The organism is Dyella kyungheensis (genome assembly GCF_049913195.1).
Classification (GTDB): domain Bacteria; phylum Pseudomonadota; class Gammaproteobacteria; order Xanthomonadales; family Rhodanobacteraceae; genus Dyella; species Dyella kyungheensis.
Genome location: NZ_CP183983.1, coordinates 365,079 through 386,803, shown reverse-complemented (window position 1 = coordinate 386,803; position 21,725 = coordinate 365,079). Strand labels below are relative to the sequence as shown.

General features: G+C 64.5%; 17 protein-coding genes. 7 read left to right on the top strand and 10 right to left on the bottom strand.

Translation table 11 applies throughout. The features are described 5' to 3' along the window. Positions 1-24: 24 nt before the first annotated feature. Complete coding sequence (locus tag ACN9MB_RS01540; protein WP_426270538.1) at positions 25-2,310, bottom strand: FdhF/YdeP family oxidoreductase; 2,286 nt, start codon at positions 2,308-2,310, stop codon at positions 25-27. A gap of 191 nt (positions 2,311-2,501) precedes the next feature. On the opposite strand from ACN9MB_RS01540, the gene ACN9MB_RS01535 reads away from it, so the two are divergent. Further along, positions 2,502-2,972: a group II truncated hemoglobin gene (locus ACN9MB_RS01535; protein ID WP_426270537.1), complete on the top strand. Its 471-nt coding sequence runs from the start codon at positions 2,502-2,504 to the stop codon at positions 2,970-2,972. 5 nt (positions 2,973-2,977) lie between these two features. On the opposite strand, the gene ACN9MB_RS01530 is transcribed toward ACN9MB_RS01535, so the two are convergent. From ACN9MB_RS01530 to ACN9MB_RS01520, 3 genes are all read right to left on the bottom strand, one after another. Further along, the gene (locus ACN9MB_RS01530) at positions 2,978-3,514 is read right to left on the bottom strand and encodes a DUF4199 domain-containing protein (RefSeq protein WP_426270536.1); all 537 of its coding nucleotides are present in this window, start codon (positions 3,512-3,514) and stop codon (positions 2,978-2,980) included. Positions 3,515-3,620: 106 nt separating this feature from the next. Further along, positions 3,621-4,034, bottom strand: a complete 414-nt coding sequence (locus tag ACN9MB_RS01525; RefSeq protein ID WP_204637480.1) for a helix-turn-helix transcriptional regulator — start codon at positions 4,032-4,034, stop codon at positions 3,621-3,623. A 104-nt stretch (positions 4,035-4,138) separates the two neighbouring features. Beyond that, positions 4,139-4,780, bottom strand: coding sequence for a hypothetical protein (locus ACN9MB_RS01520; RefSeq protein ID WP_426270535.1), 642 nt, complete (start codon positions 4,778-4,780; stop codon positions 4,139-4,141). A 360-nt stretch (positions 4,781-5,140) separates the two neighbouring features. Here ACN9MB_RS01520 and ACN9MB_RS01515 point away from each other — a divergent pair, with 360 nt between their 5' ends. Continuing rightward, entirely contained in the window at positions 5,141-5,515 is a 375-nt protein-coding gene (locus tag ACN9MB_RS01515; RefSeq protein ID WP_426270534.1) for a BlaI/MecI/CopY family transcriptional regulator, read from the top strand. Further along, on the top strand, positions 5,515-7,089 hold the full coding sequence (locus tag ACN9MB_RS01510; RefSeq protein WP_426270533.1) for a M56 family metallopeptidase: 1,575 nt from the start codon (positions 5,515-5,517) through the stop codon (positions 7,087-7,089). The genes ACN9MB_RS01515 and ACN9MB_RS01510 overlap by 1 nt, the downstream gene beginning before the upstream one ends. A gap of 135 nt (positions 7,090-7,224) precedes the next feature. Here the strand turns inward: ACN9MB_RS01510 and ACN9MB_RS01505 are convergent, their stop codons facing one another. The 6 genes from ACN9MB_RS01505 to ACN9MB_RS01480 all read right to left on the bottom strand — a co-directional run bounded on the left by ACN9MB_RS01505 (position 7,225) and on the right by ACN9MB_RS01480 (position 17,064). Next, entirely contained in the window at positions 7,225-8,448 is a 1,224-nt protein-coding gene (locus tag ACN9MB_RS01505; RefSeq protein WP_426270532.1) for a sulfotransferase family protein, read from the bottom strand. A 547-nt stretch (positions 8,449-8,995) separates the two neighbouring features. Continuing rightward, positions 8,996-11,527, bottom strand: a complete 2,532-nt coding sequence (locus ACN9MB_RS01500) for a TonB-dependent receptor (protein WP_426270531.1) — start codon at positions 11,525-11,527, stop codon at positions 8,996-8,998. Positions 11,528-11,570: 43 nt separating this feature from the next. After that, a complete protein-coding gene (locus ACN9MB_RS01495) occupies positions 11,571-13,595 on the bottom strand; it encodes a tetratricopeptide repeat-containing sulfotransferase family protein (RefSeq protein ID WP_426270530.1) in 2,025 nt (674 codons plus the stop codon). A 64-nt stretch (positions 13,596-13,659) separates the two neighbouring features. Further along, a complete protein-coding gene (locus tag ACN9MB_RS01490) occupies positions 13,660-15,054 on the bottom strand; it encodes a M20/M25/M40 family metallo-hydrolase (protein WP_426270529.1) in 1,395 nt (464 codons plus the stop codon). Continuing rightward, positions 15,051-16,253 carry a 3-oxoadipyl-CoA thiolase gene (pcaF, locus tag ACN9MB_RS01485; protein WP_426270528.1) on the bottom strand — a complete coding sequence of 401 codons (1,203 nt, stop codon included), beginning with the start codon at positions 16,251-16,253 and terminating at the stop codon, positions 15,051-15,053. Before pcaF ends, ACN9MB_RS01490 begins: the two co-directional genes overlap by 4 nt. Beyond that, positions 16,246-17,064, bottom strand: coding sequence for an IclR family transcriptional regulator domain-containing protein (locus ACN9MB_RS01480; RefSeq protein ID WP_204637473.1), 819 nt, complete (start codon positions 17,062-17,064; stop codon positions 16,246-16,248). Before ACN9MB_RS01480 ends, pcaF begins: the two co-directional genes overlap by 8 nt. Positions 17,065-17,169: 105 nt before the next feature. On the opposite strand from ACN9MB_RS01480, the gene ACN9MB_RS01475 reads away from it, so the two are divergent. The 4 genes from ACN9MB_RS01475 to ACN9MB_RS01460 are packed head-to-tail and all read left to right on the top strand — an operon-like array spanning position 17,170 to position 21,723. Then, on the top strand, positions 17,170-18,489 hold the full coding sequence (locus ACN9MB_RS01475) for an aspartate aminotransferase family protein (RefSeq protein WP_426270527.1): 1,320 nt from the start codon (positions 17,170-17,172) through the stop codon (positions 18,487-18,489). Between the two features lie 10 nt (positions 18,490-18,499). Continuing rightward, positions 18,500-20,074 (top strand): aldehyde dehydrogenase family protein, encoded by a 1,575-nt coding sequence (locus ACN9MB_RS01470; RefSeq protein WP_426270526.1) that lies wholly within the window; start codon positions 18,500-18,502, stop codon positions 20,072-20,074. Between the two features lie 3 nt (positions 20,075-20,077). Next, positions 20,078-20,923 carry a CoA transferase subunit A gene (locus tag ACN9MB_RS01465; protein ID WP_426270525.1) on the top strand — a complete coding sequence of 282 codons (846 nt, stop codon included), beginning with the start codon at positions 20,078-20,080 and terminating at the stop codon, positions 20,921-20,923. Further along, on the top strand, positions 20,920-21,723 hold the full coding sequence (locus ACN9MB_RS01460) for a CoA-transferase subunit beta (RefSeq protein ID WP_426270524.1): 804 nt from the start codon (positions 20,920-20,922) through the stop codon (positions 21,721-21,723). The genes ACN9MB_RS01465 and ACN9MB_RS01460 overlap by 4 nt, the downstream gene beginning before the upstream one ends. Positions 21,724-21,725 lie beyond the last annotated feature (2 nt).

Below are 21,725 nucleotides of genomic sequence, written 5' to 3'. Positions count from 1 at the left end.
GGGGCAAACCCCATTCTGCCCCGGCTAGCTGGCTGACGCACGCAACACGCGCACCGGTACCGACTTGTACGACGGCGTGCCACTGGATTTGTCGTGGTAATCCAGCGGCACCAGGCAATTGCCTTCGGGGTAGTACGTCGCCACCGATCCCCGCGCGATTTCGTAAGCAATCGCGATGAGCTTGCTGAGGCGGCGTTCCTTGCCTTGGCCGAATGCAGTCTCCACCTGTATTTCGTCGCCCTGCTCGATGCCGCGCTCCGCAAGATCGTCCCGGTTCATGAAGACGACATCGCGACGCCCGAACACGCCGCGATAGCGATCATCCAGTCCGTAGATGGTGGTGTTGTACTGATCGTGGCTGCGGATCGTGGTCAACTTGAGCACGCTCGGATCCGCCAGAACGGGATCTTCGTTCAATCCGCTGAAGCAGAGAAACTCCGCCTTGCCCGACGGCGTATTCCAGATCCGCTCCGTGGGCGGCAACGGCAGCCTGAAACCGCCGGGCACGCGGATGCGTTCGTTGTAATTCTCGAAATCCGGATACACGGCTTCGATCGCATCGCGGATGCGGTCGTAGTCGGCGATCAGATCCATCCAGGGCACGCGGCTCCCGGGCAAGGTGGCGGCGGCGATGCCGGCGATGATCGCGGGCTCCGAGCGAAGCGCTTCGGAAGCAGGCGTGAGCTTGCCGCGCGACGCATGCACCATCGACATGGAATCTTCCACCGTCACCGCTTGCGGACCCGTGGCCTGCTGGTCGCGCTCCGTGCGGCCGAGGCACGGCAAAATAAACGAGTGCTTGCCGGTGAGCAGATGCGAGCGGTTGAGCTTGGTGGCGACATGCACGGACAGTTCAAGCCCACGCATCGCCGGCAGGCATGCCTCCGTATCGGGCAGCGCCACCGCAAGATTGCCGCCCAGACATATCAACGCCTTGGACCGGCCGTCGATGATCGCCTGCATCGCAGCCACCGCGTCATGACCGTGCGCGGCCGGCGGCCGAAAGCCAAACGTCTGCTCGATGCGCGCCAGCACGGCCGCCGTCGGCTTCTCGGTAATGCCGACGGTGCGGTCGCCCTGCACATTGGAATGGCCACGCAACGGACAGATGCCCGCGCCCGGCTTGCCGAAGTTGCCCCGCAGCAGCAACAAGTTGGCGACCTGCTGTACGTTCTGGGTGCCGGTGATGTGCTGGGTCACGCCCATGCCGTAAGTGACGATGGTGGCGTTCGACTTGGCGTACGCCGCGGCCACCGCGCGCAATGACGCTTCGCTCAGGCTGGAGGCGGCCTCGATGGCCGTCCATGACGTGTTGCGCAGATCGGCGGCCAGCGTATCGAAACCGCGGGTGTGCTGCTGGATGAAGGCATGGTCGATGACGTCCGAGTCCGGGCCGGCCGCCTCGTCCATCTCCAGCAGGGCTTTCATGATGCCCTTGAGTGCTGCCGCATCGCCGCCGACCTTCACCTGCAGATAGGTCGATGCAATCGGCGTGGAGCCGAGCGTCGCCATTTCCCACGGATCCTGCGGATCGGCGAACCGTTCCAGCGCGCGCTCACGCAACGGATTGAGCACGATGATCGGAACGCCACGATGCGCCACTTCGTGCAGCGTGCCCATCATGCGTGGATGGTTGGTGCCCGGGTTGTGACCCATCGCGATGATCAGCTCGCAATGATCGAAGTCGTCGAGCGAGACGGTGCCCTTGCCGATGCCGATCGAATGCGGCAGGCCGACGCTGGTCGCTTCGTGGCACATGTTGGAGCAGTCCGGGAAATTGTTCGTGCCGTATTCCCGGGCGAAGATCTGATAGAGGAAGGCCGCCTCGTTGGACGCCCTCCCCGAGGTGTAGAACTCGGCCATGTCCGGACTATCCAGGCCGCGCAGGATCTCGCCGATGCGCGCAAAGGCCTCGTCCCAGCCAATCGCTTCGTAGATGTCCTTCTCGGCGTTATAGGCCATGGGGTGCGTCAAGCGCCCCTGGTCCTCCAGCTGGTAATCGGTCCAGCCGAGCAGCGACGTCACCGTGTGGGCAGCGAAGAACGTGGGCGGCACGCGCTTGTTGGTCGCCTCCCAGGTCACCGCCTTGGCGCCGTTCTCGCAGAACTGGAAGGTCGAGGTGTGTTTCTTGTCGGGCCACGCGCAGCCGGGGCAATCGAAGCCTTCCGGCTTGTTGGTCCGCAGCAGCGTCACCGCCGCTTCGCCCGCGTCCATCTGCTCGCGAACGGCTCGGGCCGTGGCGCGCAACGCCCCCCATCCACCGGCGGGATTGTCATAGGGACGAATGCCAGGAATCTCTTTATCGGCCATGACGGCACCTCGCTGAAACGTTGAACACCCGGTGCGCCCGCGACGTTCCGGCGGACACATGCACGAGCGGCCTGGCGCTTCCCTGCGCATACGGCGAAGCTACGCCGGATAAGAACTATCCTCCCATCGATTCGCGAGTGTCCACCCTTTCCATGTTAGATAGGTGGCTGACATCCACTGCCCAGGTCGCCATGTCGAACCAAAACGTTCCCACCCTCTACGAATGGCTTGGCGGCATCGATGCACTGAATCGCCTGACCACGCGGTTCTACCAGCACGTCAAGGCCGACGCCTTGTTGGGACCTGTGTTCGAGCACATGGGCGACGATCATCCGAGTCACGTCGCCGCCTTTCTGGCCGAAGTGCTCGGCGGTCCGCAGACCTATTCCGCGCAGCATGGCGGTCATCCGCACATGATCCAGCGCCATCTCAACCGTCATCTGACGCAACCCCAACGGCGACGTTGGGTGGGGTTGCTGCTGGAAACGGCGGACGAGCTGGGCATGCCGGACGACCCCGAGTTTCGCTCGGCCCTGGTCGGTTACCTGGAGTGGGGTTCGCGCCTGGCCGTGATCAATTCGCAGCCGGGCGCCAGCGCGGATCAGGATGCGCCCATGCCCAAATGGGGCTGGGGCGAGGTCAAAGGGCCGTACACGGGCTGAGCCCTTCAAGCCCGGCGCAAAGGCAGGAACCGGCTGTTGCGCAGCAGTCCCGCCGAGACCAGCGATACCAGCACGCCGACCGGGAAGATCTCCACGAAGGTCATCGGCAGGCGGAACATCGGGTTCGCATACTGGACCTTGAAGGCCTCCATGTCGGCACTCAGTTTCGCCAGTGCCTCGGCGCTGGCGCCCTTCGCCTTCTCGCTGGCGATGATGGCCTGCGCATAGGAGTTGGCAAAATCCATGTGCATCATCGACTGCACCGCCTCCCACGCGGCCACGTAGAAGATGCCGGCAATGAAGGAGATGCCCAGCCCGACGCCGAGCGCCGGCCAGAAGCCGATCACCCCGCCCCGGTCCACATCCCGGTGCCGCTTGATCCCCACGAACACGGCGCTCAGTGCGATCAGCATGGTCGTATAGCCGATCAGCATGCCGTATTTCTGCGGCGGCATGCCGGAGAACGCGGCAAAGGTGACGAACTCGAAGCCGCCGACGACCACGCCGGCGATCACGCCGTATTTAAGGATAGTGCGCAACACGGTGTTCCCCTCAGTGATGGAAGTAGCCGCCATTGACCGCGTTCGGGCCGCACCGGGCAATCGCCCGAAAGGGTGATTTGGGCCTATTCACCCGAAAAACCCGGCTTCAGGGCACGATCCCCAGCTCGCGTGCACGGCGGATCGCCTCAGTGCGCCGCTTCGCCCCCAGCTTCTCGAACAACCGCGCCACGTGCGTCTTGACCGTGTTCGGCGACACGTGGAGGCGTGCGGCGATCTCCTTGTTGGAGTGGCCGGCGGCCAGTTCGTGCAACACCTCCAGCTCACGCCCGCTCAGGCCCAGCTCGGCCTGCGCCTTCGGGTTGCCGTCGAAGGTGGCCGCAGGCGGCGTGGCAAAGACGCGTACGCCCAGCACGATGCCGAGCACCAGGAAGGCCGCCGCGACCAGGAATAGGTAGATGTCGCCCGAATGCATCCGCGCCAGGCGCTGGTAATCGAGCCACTGCAGCGCGAGCGTTCCCGCCGCCAGCAGCACCCCATAGCCGACCACCCGCTTCCACATCGCCGCCTCCGCCCGCCTTGCGCGCGATCATCTTAGCGCCGGTCTTTGGGCGGCATGGCATGGAGAAAAGCGTGTCCGGACTGCACGACCCGTCGCGTGCAGGTTCAACCTTCCGGAATGGTTGCAGCGGCGAATGGGGCCAGCACCGACCAACCCAGGTTCGCATACAGGCTCCGGCCGTCTTCTGTCGCCACCAGAAGCTGTGGGCTTGCAGGTGATTTTCTTGCAGTACCCAGCGCGACCATCACCGCAATCCCGAGTCCTTTGCGCCGGTGATCCTGCGCCGTTTCGATTCGGTCGTAGATGAAGACATCGGCCGTTTCCGCCGCGCATCCGCTCGCGGCCAGATCGCCTTGCGGCCCGATGATGCTGGCCCGGGTGACTGCCCCGGCCCGCTCGAACTCCATCCTGTAGCCTTCCGGCAGAGGCTTCGTATCGTCGGCCACCGCAGTCGCCATCATGAAATAGTTCGCCGGCTGAATCTCCCAACGATCTGGCAGCGCACTTCGCAGCTCCTCGTCAGAGCCGCAAAGCTTCAAATAATGTCGCGGCGCCGTAACGTCACGGGCGATGGTGCGCAACCCGTCGCACAACTGCGGAAACACCCAGCGCTTCACTTCCTTCTCCGAGTGCGTATCCACTCGGAAGCCTCCACGATCGAGAACGGGAGATGGCGAGCCGCGAGCGATGGAGTGTGCGGCCTGCCAGGCGAAAAGGAGGTTGGGATCGACGCGGGATAGGGTCATGGCTGCTCGTATGCGGCATTCGGATGCGGACGTATTTTCCGGCGGCCACACCCATCGTGCCGTGTTGACTCTCGCCGAAACGCCCATGACTTCTGACTAAAGCAATGCACCGTCTCAGGGGCTAAGACGGCGGCAATGGACTGGCTCAAAAGGGGCCCAGGCAAACCTCGGGAAGAGGAACGCCAACGGCCAGCGTCGCATCCATCCAGATGGAACCGGAGGGCGGGAATCCAGGTGTACTTTCCAGACGCGAAATACCCGGCCTCCCTCTTGTGACATCAACTACTAAAGATCTAGTTGACAAATCCGCCTCTTTGGATTCTTAATAACTATAAGACTAGTAGATGGACGGATGCGCTGATGAAGATCTCGCTGACAGACCGGGAAGCCGACGTGATTCAGGTGCTGTGGGACCACGGCCCATCGCTGGTGGCCGAGGTCCGCGAGCGCCTGACGGATGACCTGGCCTATACGACCGTCCTCACGGTTCTCCGCACCCTCGAAGCCAAAGGCTACGTCAACCATAGCGAAGAGGGGCGAGGGCACCGCTACTTCGCCAGCATCAAGCAGCAGACCGCACAGAAGAGCGCGCTCAAGCACCTGACAGACAAGTTGTTCAACGGCTCCGCAGAGCTCGTGCTGACGCAGCTGGTGTCGGACCAGAAGCTCAGCCCCGAGCAGATAGCTCGCATGCGGAAACTGTTGGCAGAGAGGCTGGACAAGGAGAAACCCTGATGCTTTCCTGGATGATCTACGCGGCGCTGGTCTCCGCGTTCCTCAGCATGGCGGCATGGATCGCCGAGCATGCGGCTAAGCAGCGCCAACGGGCGACACGTGGAATATGGTTGATTGCCATGATCCTGTCGCCGCTCCTGCCCGTGATCATCGCCTTCGCGTCGATCCGGATTCCGGTGTCTCTACACGCCGTCGCCCCGGGAACCACACTCGCGCTACGCGGAGCGACATCCATACCCATGCCCACGGGCATGTTCCAGTGGGATGTCGCGGAACACAGTGCCTCAATGGCACACCGTATCGACACAGCGATGGTTTGTCTCTGGCTGGCTCTGTCCGCTCTCCTGCTGGGCGTCTTCGCCTTCGCAGCCGCAGCGTTGCGCCGCCAGAAGCGACACTGGAAGGCGGGAACCTTGTGCCAGGCCGCCGTGCTGTTCACGCCCAACGTCGGACCGGCCGTGATTGGCGTGTTCCGTCCCCGGATCGTCGTACCGACATGGCTCGCCCAGGCTCCCTACGCGCAACAGCGGCATGTCATCGCGCACGAAAGCTCGCATCTGAATGCGCGCGATCCTCAGCTGCTTGCGCTCGCGCTCGCCTTGGTTGTGCTCATGCCATGGAACATCGCGATGTGGTGGCAATTGCACCGGCTGCGGCGCGCCGTCGAGGTGGATTGCGATGCCCGCGTCCTGAGCGGCGGAGGCAACCTGCACGAGTACTGCGAAACCCTGATCGAAGTCGTGCAGAGCCGATCGACAGTCGCCGGCGTGGTGGTCGGCATGTCGGAATCCGTGTCATTCCTTGAACAGAGGATCAAACTCATGCTCCTGAAACCCAAGAAGTGGGCTCGCGCATCGGCCATCGGCCTTGCCGGTCTTTCACTCGGTGTGGCGGCTGTTGCAGCGCAGGTCACGCCACCCGACGCGCAGATGAAAGCCGCGGACAAAGCGGTTGCGTTGACTACGGAAGTACTCGACGGATACGTGGGCTACTACAAGGTGAGCGACCTGTCGGTTATCGACATCGCGCGCAAAGACAACCACCTGGTGCTTCGCATAAGCGGTCAAGTCGCCTTCAAGGGACCGATGGATCTCTATCCCCGCAATAGCGAGGCATTCTTCATTCCGGGCATGAACGCCTCCGTCGACTTTCTCCGTGACGTCCAGGGCGGCACGAAAGCCTTGGTGGGCAGCGTCGATGGACACGTTGCCGTCAGGGCAAATCGGGTGAATAAAGCCGCGGCCGACCAGATCCACAAGGCGCTGGCCCAGCGAATTGCCGAGCAGAAGCCGTTTGCCGGCAGCGAGAAAGCTCTTCAACTTCTGCTGAGCGATCCCGACGGTGACGCCGGTATCAGCCCGGAACTTGCAAAGGCCAGGCAAGAGCAGAAGCCCGATCGGGAAAAGTACCTGGCCAAACTCGGGCCTGTTACGTCCTACAAGTTCGGCGGTGTCACCGACTTCGGCTGGGACCGCTACATCGTCGAGCGACGCAACGGCGCTGAAACCGTCTACCTGCTTGTCGATGGCAGCGGCTTGATCATCAGCGCATACCGCAAACCGGTGAATAGCTGAGCATCGGCTCGACATGCGAGGGCAGCGAATCGCCGACTGCCCTGGCGTGTCCTGGAAGTGGGCTATCCGATTCGGGGCGACAGCGAAAGTCTGCTCTGCCCCTGTCCTGCGGGAGATTGCAGCGCCCGATCTTCGTCACGGCCGCTGATGCGCGGAACGAAGACGCATCCAGCGTGTCCTGAAGCGATCCACCACCCAGCCCAGGTGAATCCAGATCTGTAGCAGTGGTCGGCGCAACGCAGGTGGCGGCGGCAACGGATAACCCAGCTTTCCGGCATCGTCGGCCAGCATCGCGCTCAATCGCTCGCGTTCGCGCGCGGTAAGCAAGTTGAACTCGACCTCCGCCGGCCGCCGGTTCAATTTCCCCGCCACGTTGCTGCTGTCAAACGAGCTGTTGCTCGGGGTGGGAATGCCGTTCGCGGTTGGCTGGGCCAGGATCGGCAGCGGCTCGATCCCGAGAAAGGAGGCGATCCGTTGAACGCCGCTCGCGGTGTCCTCGAGCAGGTCCTCATAGCGAACAAGCAAGTATGAGTCCGATGCAGGTTGAACGGAGCGGCTGGCCGCCTCCCGGTACGACAGGCGCATTTGACGCAGGAACCGGCTCTCTTCGCTCGATGGAAGGCCCGAATCACGCAGGGACTTGCAGCTCGACGCATAGACCGCGAAAGGATGGCGGACAACGTGGAGCATGCGTGCCTCGGGAAATTCGGCCATCAGGCGTTCCAGGAAGCGCTCGTTGGCGGGTGTTTTCTCGACCCATCGCTGCAAGGCTGACCCAGCGCCAAACCCTCTCGTGCAATGCGCGTAGGCAAGCGCGATCGCGACCAGCGGCCAGGACGTTGTGCGCGGCCCGAACTGCGTTCTGACCAGGGGCCACCAAGCCCGCACGGCACGAGCGAATTCAACGTAGGCCGAGCCTTCCGGCGACGAACGGCCAAGCAGCCAGTAAGGCTGCTGGTTGATCGGGTTGGCGAGTCTGCGCAGCCATTCGCAGCCGAGAAATGGCAGCCAGCTATCGGGTTCCAGTCGCTTCAGGTGCCACGCGAAATTGGTGAGCATGGTGCCTTCGGCGGGAAGCACCGAGAGCGCTGGGTGGTGGTCGAGCAGATCGCGCACCATCGTCGTGCCGCTTCGGTGGGAGCCGAGAACGAACACAGGCCGACGCGCAATGGCGAATCCCCGCTCGATCTCGCTCGAGGTGAGGGTCGGAAGGCCGGCCGACCCGCTGGCGGACCACACCGCCTGGGACCAGGCGATGGCCGCCTCACGCACGGCCGCCAGATTCGTGACGCGCGGTCTTTGCAGATGCCGATCGAGCTGGGCCTCGAGATCGACAATGGTCAGGAACTCGCGATTCATTTCATACGCTCTGTAGGACGCGCAAGTTCGCGGCCGCCGTTCAAGAAGTAATCACGGGCAACCTGGATCTTCGGCATGTCTACGGGGCCTCCGCTTGTCGCGTGGAGATAGGCTGCGACGGCACCTGCGCGGAGTGCCAGTACCCTGGCCGCGTCGCACCATGTCGAATCGTCATGGTGAGTGTCTCCCGACGGCCCTTTTGGTTGCCTTGCGAAACCAAACGGCTCCGGCGGGGCGGCCTTAGGTGCCAAAGCCGCCGCAACACCGGCTGCGGGCGGAGGGTCGTCCGCCTAGGCGAGCGCGGTCCGCAGCGACTCGGACAGGGTGGGTGGATTTCCTCTGCTGATCATGGGTGTTTCTTTCGGCTCAAGCTCTAGGCATAAACGTGCCTGACCTCGGTGTATGACACCGCTGACCCATGGACGAAAGGGCGAATGGCTGGCAGCGACGTAGCGATGCCGGCCGGAGAAAAAGAAAAGCCGGACCCCATGGGGCCCGGCTGTGAAACGCAACATCGACAGGTTTGCGTGACGCCTTGGTCGCCTGACTAGAACTCCTGGCTCAACCGTATGCCGATCGTGCGTGGCGGCGTCATGACGGTATAGACCTGGCCATTGGGATAACCCGGCACCACGTCGTGTGCCGCGCAAACGGCTTCGGCGCATTCGGTGTAGCGGTAGAGTTGGCCTCGTTTGTCGAACACGTTGTTGATATAGACGTCCAGCGACAGGCCATGCCGCTTGATGCCGGCGGTGAAGTCGGCGGTGGTGTATGCGGGCAGGTTGCCCACCAGGCCACGTTCCACGACGCGCAAGTCCGACGTGCGTTCGCCCACGTGCACCACGGCGGCCTGCAGGAAGGCCTCCATGCCGGCGACGTCGAAGGTGTAGCGCGCCATCAGGTTGCCCTTGAACTTCGGTGTCACCGGCAACTGCGTGCCCTTGGGTGCCTGCGGACCGGTCACCACGTCACCGGTGAGCGGATTGACCGTGCCTGCGGGGCAGTAGGTGATCGGCGTGCCGCTGGTGTCGGTGAAGCCGCAGTAGTTCTCGGTCAATTTCGCGTTGTACAGGGCGATGCCCGCGCCGATGGTCAGGTTATAGGTGGCGGCCCAGTTGAGATCCGACTCCAGGCCGTCGATCTGCGCCTGGCCGGCGTTCTTGATCTCGGTCAGGCCGTTGGCGCCGAGGATGCTGAACTGGAAGTCCTTCCACTTCTCGCGGAACACTGCACCGTTGAACGACAGTCGGTTGTCGAACCAGGTCGTCTTCCAGCCCAGCTCATAGTTGGTCAGGTAATCCGATTTGTACGGCGGCAAGCTGCCTCGGCGATTGATGCCGCCGGGGCGGAAACCTTCGGACCAGGTGCCGTAGATCATCTTGCTTGGGGTGATCTGCCAGGTCAGGTTCGCCTTGCCGAGCGAGCCTGTTTCCGAGGTGGTCTTGAAGAAGTCCGAGCACGGTGCGCCGTGATAAGGCTGCTGCGTGATACAGCCGGCCTCGCCGTAAGTCGAGCTGGGCGAATAGCCGGAGCTGAAGCCGTAGAAGCCCTGCAGGCTGTTGTCGGTGCGGAAATAGCGGCCACCGATGGTGCCGGTCAAGGTCTCGGGAATGAAGTCGTAGGAGACCTCGCCGAACACCGCTTCGTCGCGATCGTTGCGCTGTTGCTCAGTCAACCACAGCGTGTTCGGCCAGCCCGGCACGGCCAGCGAATCGGCGAGGCCGTTGATCATGTAGGCCTGTTCGATGTCGTGCACCTGCTTCTGCCAGAACAGGCCTCCCACCACGCGCAGGCGGTCTTCCTTGGGCGAGGCGATGCGCAGCTCGTGGCTGTCCATGGTGTAGCGGTCCTTGCCCTGGATGTACTGCGACGGATTGATCAGCGCACCGCTGTTGTCGTAGATGTAGGCACCGTAGCCGGCCAGCGTGTCGTACCAGAACGAGTAGTCGCTGTAGTCGGTGTATTCCTCCTGGTTGCGCTTGAGATGGCCATACGCATAGGTCAGGTCGAAGTTGCCGATCTTGCCTTGCACCGTCAACGCCGCCTGGATCCAGCGGTCGTTGGTTTTTTCGGGATAGAAGTGCGTGATCGCCAGGCTGCCCACCTGCGGATCAGAGGCCACGTTACCGTTGGCGATGGTCTGCTGTCCGATCAGCGACGGCGTGATCGACCAGTCGTCGTTGAGGTTGACCTTCAACGCCGCACGCGCACCGCTGGTGTCGACGTCGTTGTAGTTCTTCTTGGCCGCGCCGGTGCAGACCAGATCCGACCCCGAGCAACCCTTGGCGTTGCTGACGGTGATGCCGGAGGTGGGAAAGGTGCGCTCGCCGACTACGTTGTCGATGTAGCCGGCATCGTGCTCGTGCCAACCCACCAGGCGGATCGCTGCACTGGGCGACAACGGGATATTGATCATCCCGTCGGCCTCGTAGCCGATGCCGCCATGATCGACCGAGTTGGTACCAAGGCTGTAGCTGGCGGCAAATCCGCTCGGGTCGGGCTTGTTGGTGATGATGCGTAGCGCACCGGCTTCGGCGCTGGCACCGTAGAGCGTGCCCTGCGGACCGGACAGCGATTCGACGCGCGCGATATCGTACATGTGGATATCGAGCGGACCCTGGATCGTGGTGACCGGTTCTTCGTCGAGATAGACACCCACGCTCGGCAGGGAACCGGAGTGGTTGCCGTCGCCGCCGCTGGCCACGCCACGCATGTAGATCAGCGCGTAGCCAGGCCCGAAGGTCTGGTAGGAAACGCTGGGCAGATACTTCACGTAGTCGTCGAAACTCTTGACGTGCAGTTCCTGCAGCTGCTCGCCGCCCAGCACGTTGATGCTGATCGGCACCTTCTGCAGGTTCTCCTCGCGTTTCTGTGCGGTCACCGTCACTGCGCCCAGCGTCTTGGGCTTGGCCGGCGTGGCGGGTTCCGCGGCCGGACTCTGCGGCGGATTCTGGCTCTGGCTATTGTCCTGCGCGAAAACGTTTGGCGCCACTGCAAGACAGATCGCCGCGGCAAGCGGCAACCTGGCTAGTCGCACCCTGTCGGTACGTATTGGCTGTCTTGGCCTGACCCTCTGCATCGACTTACCCTCCCCGGTAGTGACGACACCTATCAGTTAATGGCTATAAGACTCCCCATGCCGGCGGCTCGGGATAACAGCCGAGTACCGGTCCCAACGCCTGCTCCAAAGGCGCCAGCCAGCGGTCATAGTGGCGCCAGTGATCCACGCCTTCGCGGTAGATCGGCCGGCGTACCTGTTCCGAACTGGCCGTACGCACGGGCCGCTCGTTCTGGAAGAAGCGCAGACACGATTCCTCGAACGGCAAGCCACAATGGTCGAGCAGACGCCGAACCTCCCCTTCGGTGTCGTCGACCATGCGTTCATAGATGACGCGATGGATGCGACCCGGCAGTGCCTGGTCGAAGTGCGTCATCAGCGCAACGTAATCGCGGTAGTAGCGACCGAGATCCTGCAGGCTGTAGCTGAAGCTCTGCCCGCGCGCAAAGTGCTGCTTGAAGCCTGAAAAACAGCAGGCCAAGGGATGCCGTCGCGCGTCGATGATCTTCGCGTTCGGCAGCATCAGATGGATCAGGCCGATGTGCATGAAGTTGTTCGGCATCTTGTCGATGAACAACGGTGCCGAGGTCTTGCGCTGGATGCGCGTGTGCTCGAGATAGCGCTCGCCCAGCTCGTGCAGCGCGTTCGCATCGAGCAGCGCGAGCGCGTCGTGGTACGGCATCTCGCTGGCGGCATTCGCTTGTTCGCGCAAGCTGCGCGTGATCGAAGTGACCTCGGGCAGCTCCATGGTGCCCTCCACCATGCTGTGGCTGGAGAGGATCTGCTCGATCAAAGTGGAGCCGGCGCGCGGCAGGCCGACGATGAAGATCGGATCGGCCGATGCATGGCCACAGCCGGCGCGCGCGGCAAAGAACTCGCTGGTATAGCGCTGGCGGATATGCTCGACGCGCGCCGTCGTTTCATCCGCGCGGTAGTTGAGCTGCGCATGGCGTATGGCGTTGCCCTGCGCGTAGTGTGCAAACGACGACTCGTACTCGCCGCCATCTTCCAGCGCCTTGCCAATGGCAAATTCAAGGTGCAGGCGATCGTCCTCACCCAGGTCGCCGCGGGTCAGTTGCCGCCGCATCACGGCAAGATCGTCCGCGCTGAAGCGGAAGGTCTTGAGGTTGGCCAGGCTCCACCAGATCTCACCGAACGACGGTTGCAGCGCGACGCCGCGACGATAGGCATCGATGGCGCGCGCGGTGTGGCCGGCCGTCTTCAGGGCATGGCCGTAGCTCATCCACACGCTGGGATGGCGCGGATCGCGTGCCACCAGGTCGGCATAGATGGCGATGGCCGGCTCGTAGTCGCCGATACGGCACAGCACGGCGGCCTTGAGGTTGAGATGGCCGAGGTTGTTGGGTTCGACCGCGAGCAGCCGATCGATCTCCACCAGCGCGCGCTCCGGCTGGTTGCCCCGATGCAACACCAGCGCGTAGTTCTGGCGCGCCGCATGAAAACTGGGCGCCAGTTCCAGGCAGCGCGCCAGCAGATGTTGCGCATCTTCAAGACGGCCCAGGCGTGCGGCGACCTCGGCGAACATGCGGATCGCCGCCACGTCGGTCGGCGTCTGCTTCAGGTGTTCGCGCAGCAACGCCTCGGCTTCCGGTATGCGGTTTTCGACCAGCGCGGTGGCCGCCGCCAGCAAACGCGGATCGCTGGTGGAATAGCGCACGTGCTGGGCATACGCTGCGTCGGCCTGGGCGTGCTCACCGGCAGCCATCAGCAGATCGCCCAGCGCACGCCATGCGTGCGACAGATCGGGCTTCTGCGCGACCGCCTTGCGCAATGCCGCGATGGCTTCCTGTCCACGTCCGCTACGAGCGAGCGCGATGCCGAGGTCGAAATGAGCGAGCGCCCAATGGGGCTGCGTGCGCAGCAACTTCTGCAGGTGGTCGATGGCGCCTGGCAGGTCATCCTGCGCTGCGCGCGCCGCGGCCAACAGGCGCAATGCAACGGGCTGGTTTTCGACCACCTTGAGGATTTCGGCGGCCTGCTCGGCGGCCATCGCCGGGTCGCGATCCAACAGGCGCGCGGTATGCGCCAGCGCCTGTTCCAGGGTGCCGCTGGCGTCGTGTGCGGTCATGGCGCGAGGACTCTACGCCGCAGGTGGTGCGGCACGGGGCTTGGCATCGGGCGGCAGCTGCTACTCATAGGTCTTTGAGCAACCGGTAGTTGAATTCCAGCGACTGGTAGTAGGAACTCACCAGAATGCGTTCGTCCTGCCCGTGCGACCGGTCATCGTCCACGTCGTAGGGCAAGCCGTTGAACACATACGACGGCATGCCGGCCGCGCGCAGGAAGACGCTGTCGGACGCACCGGCCGACATCATCGGCGACACCGGCACTGCTCCCCACACCGACTTCGCCGCGCTGGCAATCTGCGCAAACAACGCCGGGTCCACCGGACTGGGCGGGCTGGGCTGCGGTGGTGCGACGCGGCTGATCTCGATGCCGGCATCGGCTACGGCGTTCTTCAGCATGAGGTCGACCTGGTTGGGATCCTCGTCCGGCAGCAATCGGCAGTTGATGGTGGCGCGTGCCATCTGCGGCAGCGCGTTCTCGGCATGGCCACCTTGCAGCAAGGTGGGCACGCAGGTGCTGCGAAGCTGGGCGTTGTTGTAGGTGGACGATGCCGCCAGCCGTTTCAGGGCGGCCGGATCGGAGGGGTCCTTGCCCACGGCCCGCATGTCGGCCGCGTTCTTGTCCGTATCGAAGGTCGCGAGTTCGGCGTAGTAGCCGCGCGTGGCCGAGTTGCTGCGCAGTGGAAACTGCAGCGAGGACAAACGATCCAGCCCCTTGGCCAGCCGATAGATCGCATTGTCCGGCGTAGGCAGCGAGCTGTGTCCGCCGGGATTGTGCACGGTGAGCGTATAGCTGAGGAACACCTTTTCGGCCGTTTCCACCGACAGCACGGCCGGCTTGCCGTTGCGTATTTCCGGGCCGCCACCGTCCACGTTGATCGAGTACGCCGAACGGATCAGCTCAGGCCGGTGCGCCAGCAGCCATTGCACGCCGTTGGAGATGCCGTCTTCTTCGCCAGCGGTGAGCGCGAGGATGTAGTCACCCTTCGGCTTGAAGCCTTCGCGATGCAGGCGCAGCAGCGCATCGACCAGACCGGCGCCGCCGCCCTTGATGTCCATGGTGCCGCGGCCATAGAAGTAGCCGTCGCGCTCGGTCAGTACGAAGGGATCGACATGCCAGTCCTCGCGCCGCGCCTCGACCACGTCGAGATGGGCGAGCAGCAGGATCGGCTCGCGCTCGCCACGACCATGCAGGCGCACGACCAGATTGCGCCGCTTGGGATCGTCACCCACGACTTGCACGTCTGCCGGTGCAAAGCCCGCGGCGATAAATCGCTTGGCCAGCCGCTCAGCTGCCACCGTCGTACTGCCGTGTTCGGAGGTGGTGTCGGTGGTGATCAGCTCATTGAGCAGCTCACGGCCCAGCGCGTTCTGCGCGCCGATGGCGGCATCGGTCGCGTGTGCCGCCGCGGCTGGTAGGCACAGTGCGGCAAGGAGTGCGCTGGTCAAAACACGATTCATGCTCGCTCCATGGCTAAAGCCAAACCCTGGCCCACACCGACACAAAGACTGATCAAGGCGCGCCGCTGGCCATGTCTACGCAAGGCAAAGGCGGCGGTCATCGCCAGGCGCGCGCCGCTGGCGCCTAGTGGATGGCCAAGCGCGATCGCGCCGCCAGTCGCATTGAGCTGTGCCGCGTCGTCAGGCAAACCCAGCGCGCGCGCGCACGCCAGCACCTGCGCGGCGAACGCTTCATTGATCTCGATGCGATCGAAGTCCGCCAGGCCAAGACCGGTACGCGCAAGCAGCTTGTGAATCGCCGGCACCGGGCCGATGCCCATCACGCGAGGCGCCACCCCGGCCGACGCCATGCCGGTGATGCGCGCCAGCGGTTCGAGACCGTATTTGCGCACGGCCTGTTCGGACGCCAGCAGCACGGCGGCGGCACCATCGTTGAGGCCGGAAGCGTTGCCGGCGGTGATGCTCGTGCCTGCGCCAAGCAAGGGCTTGAGCGCGGCCAATTGTTCGTGGGTCGTGGCGGGGCGCGGTTGCTCGTCGGCATCGACGGTAGCGGTCTGCTTGCCCATCGGCACCTCGATGCCGCTGATCTCTTCGGCGAACCAGCCTTGCTGGCGCGCCTGTTCGGCCCGCTGCTGGCTGCGCCACGCATAGGCGTCCTGATCGGCGCGCCCGATGCCGTGTTCGCGCGCGAGGTTCTCCGCCGTCTGCGTCATCGAATCGACGCCGTAGCTTTCCCGCATGCGCGGATTGATCAGGCGCCAGCCCAGCGTGGTGTCTTCCAATTGCTGGTCGCGCGCCAACGCGCCGTGCGCCTTGGCCATCACGTAGGGCGCGCGCGACATGCTCTCCACGCCACCAGCGATGATCAACTCGGCCTCGCCGCTGGCAATCGCCCGCGCGGCCTGACCGATCGACTCAAGACCCGACGCGCACAGGCGGTTCACCGTAACGGCGGGCACGCTTACCGGCAGTCCGCTCAACAGCGACGCCATGCGTGCGACGTTGCGGTTGTCTTCGCCCGCCTGGTTGGCGCAACCGAGGATCACTTCGTCCACCGCCGCCCAATCGAGCGCGGGGTGACGCGCCATCAAGGCTGCCATCGGTCGCGCGGCCAGATCGTCGGTACGCACACCGGACAACGCCCCGCCATGCCGACCAAACGGCGTGCGCGTGGCGTCGACCACGAAGGCGCTATGCATAGGCTCTCGTCAGCGCCATATGCGGTTGCCAGCTGCCGTGCTGGATCGCGTATTCGATCGAGCGCTGTGCGTCCTGCAAGGCGGGCAGGATCAGCTTCACGGCACGCGCCGGTGCATCGTCGGCATAGGGCATGCCCACGTTGAGCGCGGCAACCACGCGACCGTCGGCGGCATGGATCGGCACGGCGATCGAACACAAGCCCAGTTCCAGCTCGCGCGCCACGATCGAGTAGCCCTGTTCGCGCACACGCTTGAGCTCGGCCTTGAGCGCGGTCGTGGTGTGCAGCGTGTGCGTGGTGATCGCGCGGAATTTCTGCCCGCGCAGCCATGCCGTCAGCTCGGCTTCCGGCAGGTCCGCCAGGGTCACGCGTCCCAACGAGGTCGCGTAGGCCGGCAGTCGCGCACCGATGCCGAGAGCCACGCTCATCACGCGTCGCACCGGCACACGCAGCACATAGACGATATCGCTGCCGTCGAGCACCGCCAGCGAACAGGACTCACCGACCCGTTCGGACAACAGGGCGAGCGTGTTCTGCGCCAGCTCGGTCAGATCCAGCGAGGAGAGATAGCTGTAGCCCAGCTCCAGCACACGCGGCAACAGGTAGAAGCTGCGCCCGCGACTGCCCACGTAGCCAAGATGCTGCAGCGTCAACAGCAGGCGGCGCGCCACCGCGCGCGACAGGCCGGCGCGCTCGGCCACCTGGGAAAGGCTGGGACTGGCCATGTCGTGACTGAAGGCGCGCAGCACTTGCAGGCCGCGTGCCAGCGACTGCACGTAATCCGCACTGTCCTCGAAAGATTCCGGTGCCATAGGTCGCAAGTGTCCATTGACAGGCCGAGCGTAGAAGGATTCCAATGAGTTCGCAATACGAATTTATGTTCGGTAATCGAACAAGCAGACTCCGGGGGGAGAGGCTTGGCAAGCGAACACGACAGCGTCCTGCACAGCTGGTGCGTGCAGTCCCAATGGCAAGCGCCGACCGTGGTCGGCGGCAGCTGCGCGCACCTGCAACTCGCCGATGGCCGACGCATCCTCGACATGAGCAGCCTGGCCGAGTGCAGCAATCTCGGCCATCAACATCCCGCCGTCGTCGAGGCGATCCGCCGCCAGGCCGAACAGCTGTGCTTCGTCACCTCGGCCTGGGGCGCGCAGCCGCGGGGGGAGCTGGCCGAGGCGATCCTTGAGAAGGCCGGCTTCAATGGCGGACGCGTGTTCTTCACCCTGGCCGGCGCGGATGCCAACGAAAACGCCGTGAAGTTCGCGCGCCAGGCGAGCGGCAAACCGCACGGCAGCATCGTGACGCGCGACCGCTCCTATCACGGCGCCAGTTATGCGTGCATGGCGCTGTCCGGCGACGCACGCACGCGGGCGCAGGTCGATCCCGCTGCCTTCGGCGTGGTGCATGTGCCGCCCCCGTATGCCTATCAAGGCGCGTTCGGCAGCCACGATCCGTCGATCTGCGGCGAGCGTGCGGTCGAAGCCGTCGCCGCTGCGATCGACCATCATGGCGCCGCCAACGTCGCCGCCGTGATGATGGAGCCCAACGCGGGCACCAATGGCATCGTCGCTCCCGACAATTACTGGCCCGGCCTGCGCGCAGCGACCGAAACGCGCCAGGTGGCGCTGATCGCCGATGAAGTGATGAGCGGCTTTGGCCGCTGCGGCGAATGGTTTGCCTGGCAGCGCTACGGCGACGCCGGCAAGCCGGACCTGATGACGCTGGCCAAGGGCCTGACCGGGGCGCACCTGCCGCTGGGCGCGGTGGTGCTGTCGGCAGAGATAGCGGCGCGCCTCGAGCATCAGATGCTCTACACCGGACTGACCTATTGCGGGCATCCACTGTCATGCGCAGCGGGCCTTGCCGCGTTACGTGCCTACGAGCAGGAGAAGCTGATCGAACGCTCGCGCACGCTCGGCCATCACATGTTCAACGAGCTGCAGGCGATGCAATCGCGTCACGCCGTGATCGGCGATGTGCGCGGTGGTCACGGCCTGTTCGCGGTGATCGAACTGGTCGCCGACGGCGCCACCCGCCAACCGTTATCGGCATGGCCGAAAACTCCAGACACCCTCAACGCACTCGTCAATGCGGCGATGAGCGAGGGCGTGTCGCTCGCCTGCCGCGGCAACCTGATCTTGCTGGCGCCCCCGCTGGTGATCGATGAGCAGGACCTGGCCGATGCCTTGGCCCTCCTTGATCGACTGTTAGCGCACTTCTTTCCTTCGGGCCTCTGAGGAAACATCGATGAGCTTCCGTCTCACCTACGCCACCATGTACAACCCGCCCGAGGCGATGCACGAGCGCTTCGAGGAAGCCATGAAGCGCGTCGAGGCGAAAGCCGGTGCGCGCCATCCGCTGTTCATCGATGGCGCGGACTGCGACGCCGCGCAATACGTGGAACGCCATGCGCCGTTCGACCGCACGCTGAGGCTCGGTTCCTTTGCACTCGCCGACGCCACCGATGCGCATGCGGCCATGGAGGCGGCACGTGCCGCCTATCCGGCGTGGCGGGCGACGTCAGTGGCTGAGCGTGCACGGCTCGTCCGTCGCGTTGGCGATCTCATGGAAGAACGCGTCTATGACATCGCCGCTGCGCTCACCCTCGAAGTGGGCAAGAACCGCATGGAAGCACTGGGTGAAGCGCAGGAAACGGTCGATTTCTTCCATCACTACGCCGACGATTTTGAAAGTCACGCCGGCTACACCAACGTGCTGCCCGATGATCCGATCGATGGCGTGGCATCGCACAATGCCAGCGTGATGCGGCCTTACGGCGTGTGGGTGGTGATTGCGCCGTTCAATTTTCCGCTCGCCCTGGCGGGCGGCCCCACCGCTGCCGCGCTGGTGACCGGCAATACGGTGGTGCTCAAGGGCGCGGGCGATACGCCGTGGGCCGGTCGCCTGCTGGCCGACTGCATCCGCGATGCTGGATTGCCGCCCGGTGTCTTCAACTATGTTTCCGGTGCGGGCCGCGACGTCGGCGAGGCGTTGGTACGACACCCGCATACCGCGGGCATCACGTTCACCGGCTCGGTGCCCGTGGGCCGGCAGCTGATGCAGCAGATGACCAGCGGTACCTATCCGCGCCCGTGCATCGCGGAAATGGGCGGCAAGAACCCGTGCATCGTGACCGAACATGCCGACCTCGACCGCGCCGCTGCCGGCATCGTGCGCTCGGCCTACGGCATGGGCGGCCAGAAGTGTTCGGCGTTGTCGCGGCTGTATGTCCACGAGAGCGTCGCCGATGCACTGATTGAACGCATGCAGGCGCAGATCGCTGCGATCCGCGTGGGCGATCCGCGTCGACGCGAGCACTGGCTCGGGCCGGTCGTCAATGCGACGGCGTACGCGAGCTACGGGCAATACGCGGAAGCGTTGCGCACGGGCGGTGCCCACCTGCTCAGCGGTGGCGCGCGACTGGGTGAAGTCGAACCGACGCTGGCGAACGGCTACTACGTCGAACCCTTACTGGCCGAAGCACCGCTGTCGCACCCGCTATGGCAGCACGAGATGTTCGTGCCGATCCTGATGCTGCACCGCTACCAGGATCGCGATGAAGCGATGCGCCTGGCCAACGATTCACCGATGGGCCTTACCGCGGGGTTCTTCGGCAGCGACGACGAAGTAGCGTGGTTCCACGACCATATCGAAGCGGGCGTGACCTATGCCAACCGTCCGCAAGGCGCCACCACCGGCGCGTGGCCGGGCTACCAGCCGTTCGGCGGCTGGAAGGGGTCGGGTTCCACCGGCAAGGCGATCGCCTCGTTCTACTACCTCGCGCAATACCTGCGCGAGCAGTCGCGCACCGTGGTGGAGTGAGCCATGCATCTCTCGCTTGCCGATGCGATCGAGAACTTCGTCGCCGATGGGACCAGCCTCGCGCTTGAGGGCTTCACCCACCTGATTCCGTTTGCGGCGGGCCACGAGATCATCCGCCAGCATCGGCGCGACCTGCACCTGATCCGCATGACGCCCGACCTGGTCTACGACCAGATGATCGGCATGGGGTGCGCGCGCAAGCTCACCTTTTCCTGGGGCGGCAATCCCGGCGTGGGTTCGCTGCATCGCCTGCGCGATGCGGTGGAACACCAGTGGCCCAACCCGATCGAACTGGACGAACACAGCCATGCGGGTATGGCGACTGCGTTCTGCGCTGGCGCCTCGCGGCTGCCATTCGGTGTGCTGCGCGGCTACGTCGGCACCGACCTGCCCGAGCGCAACCCGAATATCCGCCAGATCACCTGCCCATTCACCGGCGAGCCGCTCGCCGCGGTTCCCGCGATCAACCCCGATGTGACGATCCTGCACGCACAGCGCGCGGACCGCGAAGGCAATGTCGCCATCGAAGGCATCATCGGCGCAGCACGCGAAGCTGCACTGGCGGCGCAAACGCTGATCGTCACCGTCGAGGAGATCGTCGACGAACTGCCGCCGGCGATGAACGCCATCGTGCTGCCGCACTGGATCGTCAGTGCCGTCGTGCACTGCCCGGGCGGCGCGTATCCGTCCTATGCGCAGGGTCATTACACGCGCGACAACGCGTTCTATCAGCGCTGGGATGCGATTGCGCGCGAACGAGACAGTTTCAGAGCCTGGATGGACGTGAACGTCATCGGCGCACGCGACCACCGTACCTTTCTCGCCGGTTTGCAGCAGGCGGTTTCATGAGTGATTGCACCCGCGACGAATGGATGACCATCGCCGCATCGCGTTTATTGGAGAACCGAGCGGTCTGCTTCGTCGGTATCGGCTTGCCGAGCGCGGCCTGCAATCTGGCGCGACTCACGCATGCGCCCGGGATCGTGCTGATCTACGAGTCGGGCACCATCGGTACGCGACCGGAGGTGCTGCCATTGTCGATCGGCGACGGCGAACTGGCCGAGACAGCCGCCTGTGTGATCTCGCTGCCGGAGGTGTTCAGCTACTACCTGCAGGCGGGACGCGTGGACGTGGGTTTTCTCGGCGCCGCGCAGATCGACCGCTTCGGCAACCTCAACAGCACGGTGATCGGCCCGTATGACGCACCGACCACGCGCCTGCCCGGCGCCGGCGGCGCACCTGAAATCGCGCATCACGCGAAGCAGGTGTTCGTGATGGCGAAGGCGTCGCCCCGCAGCTTCGTCGAGCAGCTCGACTTTCGCACCAGCGCCGGCTATCTCGATGGCCATGGCGCACGGGCACGTGCCGGAGCATCGGGCGGCGGACCGCGTGCGGTGATCACCGATGTCGGCATGCTCGCGCCGCATCCCGGGACTCAGGAGCTGCAGCTGGTGGCGTTGTACGCCGATGCCAGCGTCGATGAGGCGCGCGCGGCAATCGGCTGGCCGCTGAGGGTCGCCGATCATCTCGACACCATTGCCGCGCCCACCGCACACGAACTCAACACCTTGCGCGCACTCGAAGCGCGTACCCGCGAGGCGCATGCGCGCCCTGTCCATATTCCGCTGCCCGCTGAAGGATTGCCGTGACC

Coding starts and splice junctions, on each gene's coding strand:
- ACN9MB_RS01540 (WP_426270538.1), bottom strand. CDS start 2,310: ATGGCCGATAAAGAGATTCCTGGCATTCGTCCCTATGACAATCCCGCC.
- ACN9MB_RS01535 (WP_426270537.1), top strand. CDS start 2,502: ATGTCGAACCAAAACGTTCCCACCCTCTACGAATGGCTTGGCGGCATC.
- ACN9MB_RS01525 (WP_204637480.1), bottom strand. CDS start 4,034: ATGTGGAAGCGGGTGGTCGGCTATGGGGTGCTGCTGGCGGCGGGAACG.
- ACN9MB_RS01520 (WP_426270535.1), bottom strand. CDS start 4,780: ATGACCCTATCCCGCGTCGATCCCAACCTCCTTTTCGCCTGGCAGGCC.
- ACN9MB_RS01515 (WP_426270534.1), top strand. CDS start 5,141: ATGAAGATCTCGCTGACAGACCGGGAAGCCGACGTGATTCAGGTGCTG.
- ACN9MB_RS01510 (WP_426270533.1), top strand. CDS start 5,515: ATGCTTTCCTGGATGATCTACGCGGCGCTGGTCTCCGCGTTCCTCAGC.
- ACN9MB_RS01505 (WP_426270532.1), bottom strand. CDS start 8,448: ATGAATCGCGAGTTCCTGACCATTGTCGATCTCGAGGCCCAGCTCGAT.
- ACN9MB_RS01500 (WP_426270531.1), bottom strand. CDS start 11,527: ATGCAGAGGGTCAGGCCAAGACAGCCAATACGTACCGACAGGGTGCGA.
- ACN9MB_RS01495 (WP_426270530.1), bottom strand. CDS start 13,595: ATGACCGCACACGACGCCAGCGGCACCCTGGAACAGGCGCTGGCGCAT.
- ACN9MB_RS01490 (WP_426270529.1), bottom strand. CDS start 15,054: ATGAATCGTGTTTTGACCAGCGCACTCCTTGCCGCACTGTGCCTACCA.
- pcaF (WP_426270528.1), bottom strand. CDS start 16,253: ATGCATAGCGCCTTCGTGGTCGACGCCACGCGCACGCCGTTTGGTCGG.
- ACN9MB_RS01480 (WP_204637473.1), bottom strand. CDS start 17,064: ATGGCACCGGAATCTTTCGAGGACAGTGCGGATTACGTGCAGTCGCTG.
- ACN9MB_RS01470 (WP_426270526.1), top strand. CDS start 18,500: ATGAGCTTCCGTCTCACCTACGCCACCATGTACAACCCGCCCGAGGCG.
- ACN9MB_RS01465 (WP_426270525.1), top strand. CDS start 20,078: ATGCATCTCTCGCTTGCCGATGCGATCGAGAACTTCGTCGCCGATGGG.
- ACN9MB_RS01460 (WP_426270524.1), top strand. CDS start 20,920: ATGAGTGATTGCACCCGCGACGAATGGATGACCATCGCCGCATCGCGT.